This is a genomic window from Ruegeria sp. BHSA191 (genome assembly GCF_059613325.1).
In genome coordinates, this window is record NZ_JBXWSH010000003.1 from 78,219 (window position 1) to 93,773 (window position 15,555).

Consider the following 15,555-nt stretch of genomic DNA (forward strand, 5'->3'; position numbering starts at 1 on the left):
TCAGGCCGTTTCCTCGGATGGCCCCGAACCCTTGCTGCCCTTGATCCATTCCCGCAGCCCCTGCATGACGGCATAGAGAACCGGAACCACGATCACGCCGACCAGCGTGGCCGCCAACATGCCGCCGAACACGGCCACGCCGATGGCCTTCTGGCTGGCCGCACCGGCCCCGCTGGCCGCCAGCAGCGGCACGACGCCCAGTAGGAAGGACAGCGCCGTCATCATCACGGCCCGGAACCGCTGATGCGCGGCCTCGGCGGCGGCCTCTTTGATAGACAAGCCCTTGGCGCGCTGCTCCATCGCGAATTCCACGATCAGAATGCCGTTTTTCGATGCAAGCCCCACCAGCATGATCATCCCGATCTGCGTGTAGAGGTTGATGTCGCTGCCCACGATCGCCACCGCCGCGACCGCGCCGAACAGGGCGACGATCACCGACAGCAGGATCGAAACCGGCATGGTCCAGCTTTCGTATTGCCCCACCAGGAACAGATAGCCGAACAGGATCGCCAGCCCCAGGATCACCACGACCAGCCCGCCTGAGGCCAGCTGCTGCTGGGCCGTACCGGTCCATTCGAACGCATAACCGGGGGGCAGGGCGGTGGCTGATTCCTCGGTCATCACGGCGATGGCGTCACCGGTCGACAGCCCTTCGGCCGGCACCGCCGTCACAGTGGCCGAGCGGAACAGGTTGTGCCGCTTCAGCAATACTGGCCCCAGCACGTTTTCCACGTCGATCAGCGTGCCCAACGGAACCATCTTGCCCTCGTTCGAACGCACATACAGGTTGGAGATGTCCTCGACATTGTCGCGATACGACCCCTCTGCCTGGATCATCACGCGATAGACGCGGCCGAACAGGTTGAAGTCGTTGACATAATACGACCCCAACTGCGCCTGCATGGTCTGGAAGATCTCGGCGACCGAGACCTGCAGCGTCTTGGCCTTCTCGCGGTCCAAATCCACGAACAACTGAGGCACGTTGGCCCGGAAGGTCGTGTAGGCTTGGCCGATTTCCGGCCTCTGGTTGGCGGCATAGACAAAGGACCCGACCGCCGACGCGAGATCCTGAGGCGAGCCGCCTCCGGTTTGCTGCACCTCCATTTCCACGCCGGCCGACATGCCCAAACCCTGGATCGGTGGCGGGTTAAAGGCCACGATCGAGGCGGCGGATTCACCATTGGCGATGGCCAGCACCTTCTGCAGGATGGCGTCGGCGCTCAGGTCTTCATCCTGGCGGTCGTCCCAGTTGTCGAGGTTCGCGAAAATCGCTGCGCCATTGGTGATGGTGCCGTTGAGCATCGAAAAACCGTTGATCAGCACGGTATTGGCCACGCCGGGGATCTGGCGGATCTGGTCGTCGACGCGCTTGGTCACGGCCTCGGTCCGTTCCAGGGTGGCCGCGTCGGGCAGTTGGATGTCGACGAACAGGTAACCGTTGTCTTCGAGCGGGAGGAAGCCGCTGGAGGTGTTCGACATGATCGTGACCCCGCCAAAGCCGAACCCGGCCACGATTGCCAAGGACACTGCCGGGACGATCAGCAGCTTGCGCACGATGGCCACATAGCCCGCGCGCATCGAGCCGATAAACCCCTCGAACGCGGCCAGCAGCCCCTTGGGCGGGCCGGACCGCGCCCGCAAGACCATTCCGCACAAGGCCGGAGACAGCGTCAGCGCGTTGATCGACGAGATCACGACCGCGGTGGAAATGGTGACCGCAAACTGGGAATACAGCCGCCCCGAGATCCCGGGCATGAAGGTCACGGGCACGAACACCGCCAACAGGACAAGCGTGGTCGCGATGACAGGGCCGGTGATCTGGCCCATCGCCTTGCGCGTCGCTTCGGCGGGCGGCAGGCCTTCTTCGGCGATGATGCGTTCCACGTTCTCGACCACCACGATGGCGTCATCGACCACGATGCCGATGGCCAGTACCAGCGCGAACAGCGAGATCGTGTTCAGCGACATGCCGAACAGCAGCAGGAACGCGAAGGTTCCGATCAGCGAAACCGGAATGGCCACTGCCGGAATGATCGTGGCCCGCCAACTGCCCAAAAACACGAACACGACCGAGATCACCAGGATGAAGGTCAGGATCAGGGTCGAAACCACATCGTTCAAGGATTGTTCGACGAAATCGGTGGTATTGAACGGAATCGCGTATTCCACATCCGTCGGGAAGGCGCGCGACAGGCGCTCCAGTTCAGCCTCGACCCGCTCGGAGACGGCCAGCGCGTTGGCGCCGGGTGCCTGATAGATGCCGATCACGGTGGCAGGCACGGCCTGGAAATACCCCGATGCCGCATAGTACTGGGCGCCCAGTTCGACCCGCGCGATGTCACGGACCCGAACGATGGACCCGGCGTCGCCGGTGCGGATAACGATATCGCCGAATTCATTGGCCGACGTCAGGCGTCCTTTGGTCTTGATCGTGTATTGAAAGGTCTGGCCCTCGGGCACTGGCGGGGCACCGATCGAGCCAGCCGACACCTCGATATTCTGTTCGCGAATGGCCGAAATCACGTCACCTGGCGTGATCGACAGGGCAGCCATCTTGTCAGGGTCCATCCAGATCCGCATCGCGTATTCCAGATTGGTCAGAACATCGGCTTTGCCCACGCCCTGCACCCGCGCCAACGCATCCTTGAGGTTGATCGACGCGTAGTTCGACAGAAACACGCTGTCATAGGTGCCACTGGGCGAGGTCAGCGTCACCAGCAGCAGCATGTTGGTCGACGCTTTCTGGGTCACGACCCCGGACGCGGTGACCTCGGCGGGCAGCGACGACATGGCTTGCGCCACCCGGTTCTGAACGTTGACCGAGGCGATATCCGGGTCGGTGCCGACCTCGAAGGTGATGTTCAGCGAATAGGATCCGTTGTCCGACGAGGTGGAGGTCATGTAGATCATGTCGTCCACGCCGTTGACCTGCGCCTCGATCGGGGCGGCCACTGTGTTTTCCACGGTTTCGGCATTTGCGCCCGTATAATTGGTCGAAACGCTGACCACCGGGGGCGTGATATCGGGAAACTGCGCCACCGGCAAAACCATGTAACCGATCATGCCCATGATCGTCAGGACCAGTGAAATGACGAAGGCCAGCTTGGGCCGGCTGATGAACAGGGCGGAAAACATCGGTTATTCTCCCGGCTGTTCTGCAGCGACGACCGCGTCCACGGCCACCCCGGGCCGCACGCGCTGCAGCCCCTCGACGATGACGCTTTCGCCTTCGCGCAGGCCCTCTTTCACGATCACCGCCGAACCCACGTTGTTGCCCGTGGTGATGTACCGCTGTTCGACCATCTGCTTGTCGTTCACGACCAGAACGAACTCGCCGCGCTGGTCGCGCTGCAAGGCGGCCTGCGGAATCAGAACCTCGAGCGTGGGTTCCAGCGCCTCGATCTGGACGTTGACGAAAGCGCCGTCGACGATGAGGCGGTCGGTATTTTCAAACTCGGCCCGCAAGGTGATGGCGCCGGTCAAAGGGTCTATCCGGTTGTCGACGAACACGATCTTGCCGGTCTCGGGCAGCTCGGTTCCGTTTGGCAGGGTCAGCTTGACCACCGGGCTCTTGTCGCTTTCGGCCAGGGTCGATGCGGTTTCGTTGACCGCTTGAAGAACCGAGGTGAACTGTTTCTCGTTCAATGAGAAAGTCACATAGATCGGAGCCTCGCTGACCAGGTTTACCAGAGGTTCGGTGTTCGGACCGACGACATCGCCGACGCTGACATTGATCCGGCTTAGCCGGCCGTCGAACGGTGCGTGGATCTTTGTATAGCTCAGGTCCAGTTCAGCCTGCCGGATCGCGGCCTGTGCAGCTTTGACTTCGGCCTCGGCGACCAATTCGTTGGCGCGTGAAATGTCCACTTCCGATTCCGGCGTGGCTTCGCGCCGGAACAGCTCTTCCTTGCGGGCCAGATCCACCTTGGCCAGTTCCAGATTGGCCTCGGCACGGTCCAGGTCAGCCTTCCGCGCCTCGAGCGTGGCCTGATAGAGGTCGGGCTCGATGGTGAACAGCAGGTCGCCATCCTTGACTTCGGCGCCGTCTTCGACCTCGCGGCTTTCCAGGAAACCGCTGACGCGAGCGATGATGTCGACTTTGTTGATCGCCTCGGCGCGGCCGATGAAGGTCGCTTCCTCGGTGATCTCCTGCGTATAGGCCGCCGCGATCGAGACCTTGGGGGGCGGCGCGCTGGAGTCTTCCTGCGCCGATGCCGGCTGCATCAGGCCAATCGCAATGATGGCGGCAACCAACCGTCCCGCACGACCAACGGCACGGGGCAGAGGAGAGCGGCACGGCGGGGAAACAGGGTTCATGACAATTGCCTCGTTCAATGCGGGCGCGGGGCCCGGATCTGCTGTCCGGTTCCGAGGGCCCAGACGAAATTCATCGTCAGGATGGAGGCAAAGGGTTTATTTCTCAAGCCTTTGATTGTGCAGGCTTGGCGCGTGCGAAAAAAACGGGGGCCAGATGGCCCCCTGTTGCACCCCGTCGCTGCGCGGGTCAGGCGCGCGTTCCGGCAAAACGTGTTTGCCAGTCTTCGCGCTGTTCGTCGGTGATCTTGGCGAACAGAACGTCCGGCACCGTGAACGCGTGTCCGGCGGGCAGGGCGTTCAGCGCGGCCTCCACGTCGTCGGGCCAACTGGTGTCGAGCGTGTTCATCGCGCTCAGCATCTTGGCCGAGGTCTCGGGAATAAACGGGGCGCTCAGCACCGCGTAAAGACGGATCAGGTTCAGGCCAAGGCGAACCTGCGCGGCGGCCTGTTCCGGGTCTTCCTTGAAGGTGGACCAAGGCGCAGCGGCCTGCAGGTATTCGTTGCCGGCGACCCAAATCGCGCGCAGTTCCTGCGCAGATTTGCGGACCTCCATCGCCTCCATATGCGCTTCGTAGGCGCGGATGCGCTTGGTCAATTCCTCGATCAAGGCCTGTTCGCGTTCGCCGTATGCACCGCCGGCCGGAACTTCTTCGCCGAATTTTGAGCGGCAGAACTTGGTGATGCGGCTGACGAAATTACCCAGGACGTCGGCCAGGTCCTTGTTCACTGACTGCTGGAAGTTCTCCCAGGTGAATTCGCTGTCGCTGCTTTCCGGCGCGTGGCTTAGCAGCCACCAGCGCCAGTAGTCGGCGGGCAGGATGTCCAGCGCCTGGTCCATGAAGACTCCGCGGCCCTGGCTGGTCGAGAATTGTCCGCCATCATAATTCAGATAGTTAAACGATTTCAGGTGATCGACCAACTTCCACGGTTCGCCCGAGCCTAGGATGGTGGCCGGGAAGGACAGGGTGTGGAACGGCACGTTGTCCTTGCCCATGAACTGCACATAACGCACGTCGTCGGCGCCTTTGTCAGTGCGCCACCAGCGTTCCCATTCCGCATCCGGCTTACCGTGGGCATCGGCCCATTCCTTGGCGCAGGCGATGTATTCAATCGGCGCGTCGAACCAGACGTAAAAGACCTTGCCCTCCATGCCGGGCCAGTCCTCGTCGCCCTTCTTGACCGGAATGCCCCAGTCCAGATCGCGGGTGATGCCGCGGTCCTGCAGGCCGTCGCCGTCATGCAGCCATTTCTTGGCGATCGAGGTGGTCAGCACCGGCCAGTCGGTCTTGCTGTCGATCCAGGCGTCCAGCTGATCCTTCATCGCCGACTGGCGCAGATAGAGGTGCTTGGTCTCGCGCACCTCAAGGTCGGTCGAGCCAGAAATCGCGCTGCGCGGGTCGATCAGATCGGTCGGGTCCAGCTGCTTGGTGCAGTTCTCGCACTGGTCGCCGCGGGCCTTTTCGTAACCGCAGTTGGGGCACGTGCCCTCGATATAGCGGTCGGGCAGGAACCGACCGTCGGCGTTGGAATAGACCTGCTTTTCAGTCACTTCGCGGATCAGTCCGGCCTCGGCCAGCTTGCCGGCGAAATGCTGGGTCAGTTTGTGGTTCTGCGGGCTGGAGGACCGGCCAAAGTGATCGAAGCTGAGGCCAAAGCGCTTCGCGATGTCAGCCTGCACCTCGTGCATCTCGGCGCAGTATTCGGCCACCGGTTTGCCGGCCTTGGCGGCGGCCAACTCGGCCGGGGTGCCGTGTTCGTCGGTGGCGCACAGGAACATGACCTCGTTGCCGCGGCCGCGCTGGTAGCGCGCAAACAAATCCGCCGGCAGCTGCGAGCCGATCAGGTTTCCAAGGTGCTTGATCCCGTTGATGTAGGGAATTGCCGAGGTAATGAGAATCCGAGCCATGTTTGGTTTCCGCCTAACTGTCTGCGGGCGCTCTATCAAACCGGATCGGGAAATCCCAGCCCCAGATTGCTATCGACCTTCGCGCGACCTCTTGAGCAGCTTGCCGATGGTGAAGGATGTGCGCGGGGCATAGACGTAATGAGTCCGGTCCTCGGGTGTCGGGCGCGCTCGCATCCGGCTCAGGCCGAACAGGATCAGGCAAAGATGCCCTGCCGCGATCAGGCCGAACAGGGCGGGTGGGCCAAATGCGCGGATCAGGGCCGAAGACAGATAGGGGGCCGCAATTGCGCCCATCGCGTACCAGAACATCATGGCTGCCGCCAATTCGACCCGCTGTTCGGACGTAGCGAAGTCGTTTGCGTGGGCGGCTGACACCGAAAAGACGGGAAAGGTCGTGAACCCGAACAGCCCGGCGGCCAGCATCACGCCCATTGTTCCGCTTCCACCGGCGGCGGCGGTGATGCCGCAGGCCAGAATGGCGGATACCGAAATCCACAAAAGAACCCAGCGGCGGTCGTATTTATCGGCCAACCATCCGACCGGATATTGCGCCAACACGCCGCCCAGAACGAACGAGGCCAGGAAAAAGGCGATCTGGTCCACCGCCAGCCCCACGCCCTGGCCGTAGACCGGCCCGACCATTCGGAAAGATGCCGCGCTGATGGCCGACACGACGACACCCACCACCGCCAACGGCGAACAGGCCCAGGCCAGCCAGGGACGGAGGCGCGGGGCCTTGGGCGTCGCCGGTTGCGTGGCTCGCGAGAGGGTCAATGGCAGCAGGGCCGCGCAGCACAGGATGGCCAGCACGTTGTAGGAGACATAAGAGGCCGGCGGCAGCACCGCGATGATCAGCTGCGCGGCCAAAGAGGCGCTGGCGTCGGCGATCCGGTAGGTGCCCATCGCGCGGCCGCGGGTTTCATTGGTCACCTTGTCGTTCAGCCACGCCTCGATAACGGTATAGCAGCCAGCCACGCACAGGCCCGAGGCGACCCGCATCGCGGCCCAAGCATAGGGGTTTTCGGTCAGTGTATGACCGATCAGCCCCATCGCGCCCAGTGCGGTGCAGGCCGCGAAGGCGCGCGAATGGCCGACGCTGCCCATCAGGCGCGGCGCCCACCAGCAACCGATGAAGAACCCAAGGAAATGCGCCGACCCGAGCAGGCCGATCTGTTCGGTTGAGAACTCCAGCGTCAGGCCGGAAATGGCATCCAACGGGCCGACACCGCCGGTGGAAAGCTGCAATAGAATGACCGACAGGAAAAGGGCGGCAAAGGTAATGATCGTGCGCATGGTGTCCCTGTTTGAGCGTATCTTTCCGCGATGTGCGCGCCTATTCGACGCGCCGATGTCGTTTTCCGCCCGCCTCAGGTTTTTCGTTCGATTTCCGCGCGAATATCCAACCCGACTGTCGGTCCGACCAGATCGGCATATCCCGAAGCCCCGAATACGTGGCGGTTCAGCGCCCCCGTCAGGTGGATGGACAGGCGGTCAAGCTCGTCCCGCGCCGAGCCGGGCGGTCGGAACAGCGCGGCCTGAAGGGCGATTTGGCGGGTGAGGCCGCGCAGGGTCAGGTCTCCGGTGACAGTGGCGCCGTCGGAGATACGTCCGCCCCGGCCCAGGTGGATGCGGGTCGAGCGGAACCCGATCGCGGGAAACCTTGCGGCGTCCAGTATCTGTGGGCCCAGCATCGGTTCGCGCGCGAAGGGCAGGCGGGTTTGGGCCCGCGCCACGTCCAGAACGACCGTGGCGCGGCTGTTCTGCAGGCGGCGCGTGTCCACCCATACATCCGCTGATCGGATCGGCATGGTTCCGGTCTGGGGCGTGCCCGACAGATCGAAGGTGAAGGCGATCAGGGTTTTCGTGCGGGCGAGCACGTAGGGAACGGGTGCGGCGAGGGTCGGAGGCGCGGCCACCAGGGCTACAAGTGCGGCCATCAGGTCTCGGCGGCGCAGCCATGTCATGCGATGGCCCCTTGTTGGCGCGGGCGGGACCTGTGCAGCAACGTCAGTATGATGGCGATGTTCAGCCCATTCCAAAGGATCCCGTTCACGAAGGCCAGTGTGTACTGCCCGGTGACGTCATAGATCCAGCCCGACATCCATCCGCCCAGCGCCATGCCCAGGATGGTCATCATCATCACGAATCCGACCCGTGCCCCGGCTTCTTGCGGGGGCATGTATTCCCGGACGACCAGCGCATAGCTGGGCACGATGCCGCCCTGCGCCAGCCCGAACAGCAGGCTGATGACATAGAGCGACACCATCCCGTCATAGGGCAGGAACAGGAACAGGGCGATGCATTGCAGGATCGACCCGATCAGCAACGTGTGAACACCGCCCAACCTGTCGGCCACCAGCCCCGAAATGATCCGGCTGACCACGCCGCCCATCAGCATGAGCGACAGCATCTCGGCCCCGACTGCCGGGCCATAGCCCAGCCCCACGCAATAGGAGACGATATGGACCTGCGGCATCGACATGGCGATGCAGCAGCCGATCCCGGCGAGGCCCAGCACATATTGCAGTGTTCGCGGCGACAGGCCGACGCTGCGCGCGTTGATCTGCGCGGCGGCTGCGGCGGTGCCATGCGCCTCGGCCGGGACCTGCCGGCGCAGCAGCAGCGACAGCGGGATGACCAGGATCAGGGTGATGACCGCCAGTGTCAGATAGACCTGCTGCCACCCGTCGCGGGCAAGGATACCAGACAGGAGCGTGGGCCAGATCGCGCCGGACAGATAGTTTCCGCTGGCCACCAGCGCCACGGCGATCCCGCGGCGGCGTAGGAACCAGTGCGAAATATCGGCGATCAGCGGGCCGAACCCGACAGCGGTGCCCAGACCCAGCAGCAGATGCGCCGCCGACAGCAGCGTGATCGTCGGCGCCCATGTCGCCAGCAGATAGCTGAGCGCGCTGAGGCCTGCGGCACCGATCAGCGCTTTGGTCACGCCCATTCGGTCCACCACCTGACCCAGCCACATGTTGCCAAGCGCAAATCCGATCATGGTCAGCGTGTAGGGCATCGAGGCCTCGGCCCGGCTGGCGCCGAACTGGGTCTCGATTGCGGGTATCACCACGATCACCGCCCACATGCCCACATTGGCCACCGCCGCGATGGCCAGCGTGACCAGAAGGCGAAGCCAGGAATAGCGGCTGTCGTGGATCGGGTGGGTCATTCCGGCACGCTAGGACGCGGGTTGCGGTTTGACCAGTCACAACTTGCCTGTTCCGGGTCCGGTCGGTCAGGCGCAGGTTTCCTCGGCGCCGATCCGTTGCAGGTGCAGCCCGGCGCGCGGCGCGGTCTGGGTGGCGTGCCAACTGACCGGGGGCAGGGCGCGGGCGCGGCGGCGGGTCAGGGTCCAGCGGCGGGTCTGGCCCGTGTGCGCCGGGGCCATGTGCCAGCGTGTCTCGATCCCCTGCGCGCCGCCCTCGCCCGGGGTCAGCAGCAGGCCCAGCGGGGCCTGACCCATCGTGCCCCCCTGTTCGGCGGCCAGATGCATCCGTCGCACCGGCGTCAGACCCGGTGCCCCCGGCAGATCGCCGATCACCAACGGCACCGCCCCGCTGCGCAGTGCCTCTTCGATGCACCACAGCAGGTCCTCGGCCCGGGTGGGGCGGACGAATAGGAACCGGGCGGGATCGGCAAAGGTCATCATGCCGTCGGGGTTCAGCTGATCGGCCTCCCACGCGGGCGAGATCCACAGAACCGGCCCCTGCGCCTGACCGGCCAACCACATGGCAAAGCTGCGCCGCGCGGGGCCGCAGGCCTCGTGTACGCGGGCCAGTTGCAGCGAAATCTCATCATGCAGGGTCAGCCCCGGCGCCGCCCGCGCCGGTTTGCGGCCAAGAAGATGGGTAGACATGGCCGAATGCTAACATGTTCGCATTTTGTTCTCAATCCCGAAAGCCGCCGTTCAGCGCGACAGGATCATCCGACCGTCGGCAAACTGGATGTTGGAAAAATGCTGCAGATAGTCCATGCCCAGCAGGGATTGGTCCATGTCGCCCTCGTTCACCCAGGCCGACACGTTGCGATCCGCGATGGGGCCCAATTCGAGGCTATCCAGCCGCACAGGGGCGGTGCGCACCAGGCCATTGGCCGTGGCTGCGCGGCCCACGAAATTCATACTGTCCGGATCGATCCCCACGCGTTTCGCGTCACGGGGGCTCAGCACGATCTGGCTGGCGCCGGTATCCACCAAGAAGGTGACCGGTTTGCCGTTCACCAGCATCGGCAGATAGTAGTGCCCGTCAAACGACCGCTGCACCTCGATCACGTTTCCGGCCACGGCCAGTTGCGGTGTGGTGCCCACGGTCGAGCGGATGTCATCCCACAGGCCGACCACGGCGATGACGCCGATGAAGATGAAGACCCAGGCCATGACCATTTGCAGGGTCTTGCCCAGCGACTGGCGGTTCTGGGTAAACAACCACAGCAGCAGCGCCCCGCCGAGCAGAGCCAGATAGGTCAGCCGTCCAAGATCATAACCATCCATCAGCACACCCAAAACCGCTTCATACCCTCAGAATATGGGGGGTCAGGCGGCAAAACCAAAGGCCTTGAGACCATCCAGGATGAACTGTACCGACAGCGCCGCAAGCAACATGCCCAGCAACCGCGTCAGCACGGTCAGCCCAGTCTTGCCGAGAATGCGCGCGATCAGGCCGCTGGACAGGAAGAACAGCAAGACAACTGCCATCACGGCAAGCATCACGCTGACAGCCGCAGCGATGCCCTGAATGCCGGGGTGCTCACCGGCCAGCAGGATGATCGTTGCGATCGATCCGGGCCCGGCCACCAGCGGAATGGCCAGCGGAAAGACTGAGGGGTCAGGGTGCTCTTCCTCTTCCGCACGGTCCTCGCGCCGTTTGTTGCGCCGCTCGAACAGCATGTCGAGCGCGGTCAGAAACAGCAATGCGCCGCCAGCGACCTTGAAGGCCTCCATCGAGATGCCGACAAAGCCGAGAACCGCCTCGCCGAAAGCGGCGAAGGCGATAAGGATGCCCGAAGCGGTCAGGCACGTGCGGTAGGCGACGCGGCGACGGGTGGCTGGGTCCATTCCTTGCGTCAGCGCGACGAAGATCGGTGCGGTGCCAAAGGGGTCGATCACAACGAACAAGGTTGTGAACGCGGTTATGAAGAATGCCATTTCGATCATGCGGCAGCCTCGGCGCTTTCGAGCCGTTCGGCGGCGGCGACCCACAGCGCTTCGGCGCGCTGTATCGCCTCGACCACCTCGGCAAACTTGCGGTTCCAGGTTTCCAGATCACCGATCCGGTCATCTTCGTACAAGGCTGGGTCGGACAGTTTGGCCGAGAGCTTTTCGTGCATCTCGGTCAGCTTCTCCAGCCGTTCCTCGCATTTCCGCAGGTCGGCCCGCAGCGCCAGGATGGTATCGCGAGAGGCACGTTTGGGTTTGGCGGCCGGTTTTTCCCGCGTCGGCGGCTTGTCGCGCGCCAGCAGCATCTGGCGATAGGCTTCCAGGTCGCCGTCGAAGGGTTTGACCGTGCCGTCCGAGACTAGCCACAGCCGATCGGCCACCAGCCCCAGCAAGTGCATGTCGTGACTGACCAGAACCACAGCACCGGAATAGGCGGTCAGCGCTTCGACCAGGGCCTCGCGGCTTTCGATGTCGAGGTGGTTGGTGGGTTCGTCGAGGATCAGCATGTGCGGCGCGTCGATCGTGGCAATCAGCAGCGACAGCCGCGCCTTCTGCCCGCCCGACAGGCGGCCCACCTCGGTTTCGGCCTGATCTGCGCCAAGGCCGAACCCCGCCAGGCGCGCGCGCAGTTGGGCCGGGGTTTCGGTCGGGCGCAGGCGCCGCAGGTGATCCAGCGGGGTTTCGTCCACATGCAGCTCGTCCACCTGATGCTGGGCGAAATACCCGATGCGCAACTTGCTGCTGCGGGTCATCTTGCCCGCCATCAGCGGCAGCCGGTCCGACAGCAGCTTGGACAAGGTCGATTTGCCTTGCCCGTTCTTTCCCAACAGAGCGATCCGGTCGTCTTGATCGATGCGCAGGTTCAGGCGGCGCAGCACCTCGGTATCGCCATAGCCGGTCACGCCGCCCTCGATCTGGATGATCGGCGGCGACAGTTCCTCTGGTTCGGGGAATGAAAAGGCGCGCAAGGCCGCCTCTTGCGGGGTCGAGATCAACTGGATGCGTTCAATCATCTTGAGCCGCGATTGTGCCTGAACGGCCTTGGACGCCTTGTAGCGGAACCGGTCAACGAAGCTCTGCAAATGGGCGATGCGGGCCTTGGCTTTGGCGTTTTGGGCTTCGGCCTGGGCCAGACGTTCGGCACGGCGGGCAGCGAACTTGTCATAGGGGACCGCGTAATAGGTCAACTGGCGGTCTTCCAGATGCAGGATCGAGCCGACCGCCCGGTTCAGCAGGCCCCGGTCGTGGCTGATGACGATCACCGTATGCGGATATTTCGCCAGATAGCTTTCCAGCCACAGCGCGCCTTCAAGGTCCAGATAGTTGGTTGGTTCGTCCAGCAGCAGCAGGTCGGGCCGGGAAAACAGCACGGCGGCCAGCGCGACACGCATCCGCCAGCCGCCGGAAAAGGCCGAGCAGGGCATCTGTTGCTCGTCATCGTCAAAGCCGAGGCCCTTGAGGATCGACGAGGCGCGGGCCTCGGCCGACCAGGCGTCGATATCGGCCAGCCGGGTCTGGATCTCGGCGATGCGGGTCGGATCGCTTGCGGTTTCGGCCTCGGCCATCAGGGTGGTCCGTTCGGTATCGGCTGCTAGGACCGTGTCGATCAGCGATACGTTTGACGACGGAACCTCTTGCGAAACACCGCCGATCCGCGCGCGGCGGGGCAGGGTGATGCTGCCCGATTCCAGCGCCAGCTCGCCCCGGATCAGGCGGAACAGCGTGGTCTTGCCTGTGCCGTTGCGGCCGACCAGACCGACCTTGTGGCCTTCTGGAATGGTGGCGCTGGCGCCCTCGAACAGGGGGCGGCCCTCGACCGCATAGGTGATGTTTTCGATCCGTAGCATAAGTGCGGTGTGGCGCAGGGCTTGGGAAGTGTCAATTGCGTGCTCAACAAGAGGCTTTCCAACCGCTGCGGTCCATGTTAGGCGGCGCGCGGTATATTCCGGCGCGGATCAGTTCGCGCCGTCAGATTAAGGAGACGCCCGCATGGCACTGGAACGCACTTTCTCGATCATCAAGCCCGACGCAACCCGCCGCAACCTGACCGGCAAGATCAACGCCAAGCTGGAAGAAGCCGGCCTGCGCATCATCGCGCAGAAGCGCATCCACATGACCAAGGAACAGGCCGGCAAGTTCTACGAAGTCCACAAGGACCGTCCGTTCTATGACGAGCTGTGCGAATTCATGTCGTCGGCTCCGGTCGTGGTGCAGGTTCTGGAAGGCGAGAACGCCATCGCCAAGAACCGCGAAGTCATGGGCGCCACCAACCCGGCAGACGCGGCCCCCGGCACCATCCGCGCCGAGTTCGCGGAATCGGTGGGTGAAAACTCGGTCCACGGTTCGGACGCACCGGAAACTGCTGCCGTCGAGATCGCCTATTTCTTCTCGGGCATCGAGCTGGTCGGCTAAGCCGTCAGTCATTTGACATCGAAGAGGGTCGCGCCCGCTGCCGGATGCGGCCCTTTTTCGTGCCGCGTCAGCCCTCGGGCGTGAGTTCCGAGGCCGAGACGCGCACGCCGACGGCGTCCAGCTCGGCGACCAGTTTCGAGACGGGCGCCGTTTTCGCGCCGGCCTTGATGCGGTCGAACCTTGCGCGCAGGGCCTTTTTCTCGTCGCCCTTGCAATCGTTCCATGGGCGGCCCTGCAAGCCCATTACCAGAACGTAGTATCCGATGAAATGCGGGCGGGTTCCGGCCTCGATCAGCCTTGCATAAGCAGCATCGGCGCCCAGTTCGCGCAGTTCCTCGGCCGAGTGGATACCGGCGCGGGCGCAGGCCTGTTCAAAGGCGGGACCGAGATTGCGGATCGAGGACACGGGGCTGGGCATGGGTTCTGTCTAGCCGCGCTCGGCAGCGATGTCACGCTTGTCCGAGGTCTCGGCCTGAGATACCCAAGGCGGGAGTGCATACGGCAGGGGAGGACGGAATGAACGCATTGGATGTGGCACAGGCGGCGCGGACACTTGATCTGACCGATCCGCCAGAGGGCTTCGTCGAAAATCCGTTTCCGTTTTACGACGCGCTGCTAGCCCATGCGCCGGTTCTGCCGCAGCCGGACGGGTCGGTTTTGTTGAGCCGTCATCGGGATCTGGACCGGATTTATCGCGACACAAAGCTGTATTCGTCGGACAAGAAGGCTGCGTTTGGCCCGAAATTTGGCGTGGGATCCCCTCTGTTCGAGCATCACACGACCTCGCTGGTGTTTTCCGATCCGCCTTTGCATACGCGGGTGCGCAAGATCATGACATCGGCGCTGACCCCGCGCGCGATTGCCCGGATGGAGCCGGGTCTGATCGAGACGGTGGATCATCTGCTGGACGCGATGGCCGGAAAACCCAAGGTCGATCTGATCGAGGATTTCGCTTCGACCATTCCGATCCAGATCATCGGCAACCTGCTGGACGTTCCGATGGAGGAACGCGGGCCGCTGCGCGACTGGTCGCTGGCCATTCTGGGCGCGTTGGAGCCGGCGTTGACCGAGGAGCAACTGGCGCGGGGCCATGCGGCGGTCGAGGAGTTCAAGGCGTATCTGACCGACCTCGTCGCGCGGCGGCGGGCGGCGCCGGGCGATCCCGAGACCGACGTGCTGACCCGGCTGATCCGGGGCGAGGGGGCGGACGAAAAACTCAGCGAAACCGAGCTTTTGCAGAACTGCATTTTCATCCTGAATGCGGGGCACGAGACCACGACGAACCTGATCGGCAACGGTCTGGCGCTTCTGAACGACCACCCGGAGCAGAAACAGCGCCTGCTGGACGACCCCGAGCTGATCACGCCAGCGGTCGAGGAGATCCTGCGCTTTCGCTCGCCCAACCAGTTCGGAAACCGCGAGACCACCGAGGATATCGAATTGGACGGGCTGGCGCTTCCGGCGGGCACCAACCTGCACCTGTGCATCGGCGCGGCGAACCGCGACCCCGAGGTGTTCGACGACCCGACGCGGTTCGACATCACGCGCAAGCCGAACCGGCACCTGGCCTTTGCAGGTGGGCCGCATGTTTGCGTCGGGCTGACGCTGGCGCGGATGGAAGGGCGCATCGCCATCGGACGACTGCTGGCGCGGTTCCCAGGCTATCGCCTGTTGAACGGGCGGGTGCGAGGCGGGCGGATCCGGTTCCGCGGATACGCCTCGCTGCCCGCGGAGTTGTAGGCGGGGTCGTTGGAGGCGC

13 protein-coding genes are annotated in these 15,555 nt (G+C 63.8%); 2 read left to right on the top strand and 11 right to left on the bottom strand.

Annotation, left to right across the window (positions count from 1 at the left end; genetic code table 11):
* The 10 genes from AC2FNS_RS04110 to AC2FNS_RS04155 all read right to left on the bottom strand — a co-directional run bounded on the left by AC2FNS_RS04110 (window position 1) and on the right by AC2FNS_RS04155 (window position 13,231).
* Window positions 1–3,135 (bottom strand): efflux RND transporter permease subunit, encoded by a 3,135-nt coding sequence (locus AC2FNS_RS04110; RefSeq protein ID WP_496712640.1) that lies wholly within the window; start codon window positions 3,133–3,135, stop codon window positions 1–3.
* Window positions 3,136–3,138: 3 nt separating this feature from the next.
* Window positions 3,139–4,224, bottom strand: a complete 1,086-nt coding sequence (locus tag AC2FNS_RS04115) for an efflux RND transporter periplasmic adaptor subunit (RefSeq protein WP_496712642.1) — start codon at window positions 4,222–4,224, stop codon at window positions 3,139–3,141.
* Window positions 4,225–4,504: 280 nt separating this feature from the next.
* A complete protein-coding gene (gene metG / locus AC2FNS_RS04120) occupies window positions 4,505–6,223 on the bottom strand; it encodes a methionine--tRNA ligase (protein WP_496803780.1) in 1,719 nt (572 codons plus the stop codon).
* Window positions 6,224–6,292: 69 nt separating this feature from the next.
* Complete coding sequence (locus AC2FNS_RS04125; protein WP_496712644.1) at window positions 6,293–7,516, bottom strand: MFS transporter; 1,224 nt, start codon at window positions 7,514–7,516, stop codon at window positions 6,293–6,295.
* A gap of 74 nt (window positions 7,517–7,590) precedes the next feature.
* Window positions 7,591–8,187, bottom strand: a complete 597-nt coding sequence (locus AC2FNS_RS04130) for a YceI family protein (RefSeq protein ID WP_496712645.1) — start codon at window positions 8,185–8,187, stop codon at window positions 7,591–7,593.
* A complete protein-coding gene (locus AC2FNS_RS04135) occupies window positions 8,184–9,398 on the bottom strand; it encodes an MFS transporter (protein ID WP_496712646.1) in 1,215 nt (404 codons plus the stop codon). Before AC2FNS_RS04135 ends, AC2FNS_RS04130 begins: the two co-directional genes overlap by 4 nt.
* Window positions 9,399–9,464: 66 nt before the next feature.
* The gene (locus AC2FNS_RS04140; protein ID WP_496712647.1) at window positions 9,465–10,085 is read right to left on the bottom strand and encodes an ImuA family protein; all 621 of its coding nucleotides are present in this window, start codon (window positions 10,083–10,085) and stop codon (window positions 9,465–9,467) included.
* A 51-nt stretch (window positions 10,086–10,136) separates the two neighbouring features.
* Window positions 10,137–10,718 carry a retropepsin-like aspartic protease family protein gene (locus tag AC2FNS_RS04145; RefSeq protein WP_496712648.1) on the bottom strand — a complete coding sequence of 194 codons (582 nt, stop codon included), beginning with the start codon at window positions 10,716–10,718 and terminating at the stop codon, window positions 10,137–10,139.
* 42 nt (window positions 10,719–10,760) lie between these two features.
* On the bottom strand, window positions 10,761–11,381 hold the full coding sequence (locus AC2FNS_RS04150; protein WP_496680903.1) for a MarC family protein: 621 nt from the start codon (window positions 11,379–11,381) through the stop codon (window positions 10,761–10,763).
* Entirely contained in the window at window positions 11,378–13,231 is a 1,854-nt protein-coding gene (locus AC2FNS_RS04155) for an ABC-F family ATP-binding cassette domain-containing protein (protein ID WP_496712650.1), read from the bottom strand. Before AC2FNS_RS04155 ends, AC2FNS_RS04150 begins: the two co-directional genes overlap by 4 nt.
* A 142-nt stretch (window positions 13,232–13,373) precedes the next feature.
* Between AC2FNS_RS04155 and ndk the strand changes: the two genes are divergently transcribed.
* A complete protein-coding gene (gene ndk, locus AC2FNS_RS04160; RefSeq protein ID WP_496680898.1) occupies window positions 13,374–13,796 on the top strand; it encodes a nucleoside-diphosphate kinase in 423 nt (140 codons plus the stop codon).
* 67 nt (window positions 13,797–13,863) lie between these two features.
* Here the strand turns inward: ndk and AC2FNS_RS04165 are convergent, their stop codons facing one another.
* Window positions 13,864–14,214: a TfoX/Sxy family protein gene (locus AC2FNS_RS04165; RefSeq protein WP_496712652.1), complete on the bottom strand. Its 351-nt coding sequence runs from the start codon at window positions 14,212–14,214 to the stop codon at window positions 13,864–13,866.
* Window positions 14,215–14,312: 98 nt separating this feature from the next.
* Here AC2FNS_RS04165 and AC2FNS_RS04170 point away from each other — a divergent pair, with 98 nt between their 5' ends.
* Window positions 14,313–15,536 (top strand): cytochrome P450, encoded by a 1,224-nt coding sequence (locus AC2FNS_RS04170; protein WP_496712654.1) that lies wholly within the window; start codon window positions 14,313–14,315, stop codon window positions 15,534–15,536.
* Window positions 15,537–15,555 lie beyond the last annotated feature (19 nt).

Excerpts from the sequence above, each read along its gene's own strand:
- AC2FNS_RS04110 (WP_496712640.1), bottom strand. The coding sequence starts at position 3,135 with ATGTTTTCCGCCCTGTTCATCAGCCGGCCCAAGCTGGCCTTCGTCATT.
- AC2FNS_RS04115 (WP_496712642.1), bottom strand. The coding sequence starts at position 4,224 with ATGCAGCCGGCATCGGCGCAGGAAGACTCCAGCGCGCCGCCCCCCAAG.
- metG (WP_496803780.1), bottom strand. The coding sequence starts at position 6,223 with ATGGCTCGGATTCTCATTACCTCGGCAATTCCCTACATCAACGGGATC.
- AC2FNS_RS04125 (WP_496712644.1), bottom strand. The coding sequence starts at position 7,516 with ATGCGCACGATCATTACCTTTGCCGCCCTTTTCCTGTCGGTCATTCTA.
- AC2FNS_RS04130 (WP_496712645.1), bottom strand. The coding sequence starts at position 8,187 with ATGACATGGCTGCGCCGCCGAGACCTGATGGCCGCACTTGTAGCCCTG.
- AC2FNS_RS04135 (WP_496712646.1), bottom strand. The coding sequence starts at position 9,398 with ATGACCCACCCGATCCACGACAGCCGCTATTCCTGGCTTCGCCTTCTG.
- AC2FNS_RS04140 (WP_496712647.1), bottom strand. The coding sequence starts at position 10,085 with ATGTCTACCCATCTTCTTGGCCGCAAACCGGCGCGGGCGGCGCCGGGG.
- AC2FNS_RS04145 (WP_496712648.1), bottom strand. The coding sequence starts at position 10,718 with ATGGATGGTTATGATCTTGGACGGCTGACCTATCTGGCTCTGCTCGGC.
- AC2FNS_RS04150 (WP_496680903.1), bottom strand. The coding sequence starts at position 11,381 with ATGATCGAAATGGCATTCTTCATAACCGCGTTCACAACCTTGTTCGTT.
- AC2FNS_RS04155 (WP_496712650.1), bottom strand. The coding sequence starts at position 13,231 with ATGCTACGGATCGAAAACATCACCTATGCGGTCGAGGGCCGCCCCCTG.
- ndk (WP_496680898.1), top strand. The coding sequence starts at position 13,374 with ATGGCACTGGAACGCACTTTCTCGATCATCAAGCCCGACGCAACCCGC.
- AC2FNS_RS04165 (WP_496712652.1), bottom strand. The coding sequence starts at position 14,214 with ATGCCCAGCCCCGTGTCCTCGATCCGCAATCTCGGTCCCGCCTTTGAA.
- AC2FNS_RS04170 (WP_496712654.1), top strand. The coding sequence starts at position 14,313 with ATGAACGCATTGGATGTGGCACAGGCGGCGCGGACACTTGATCTGACC.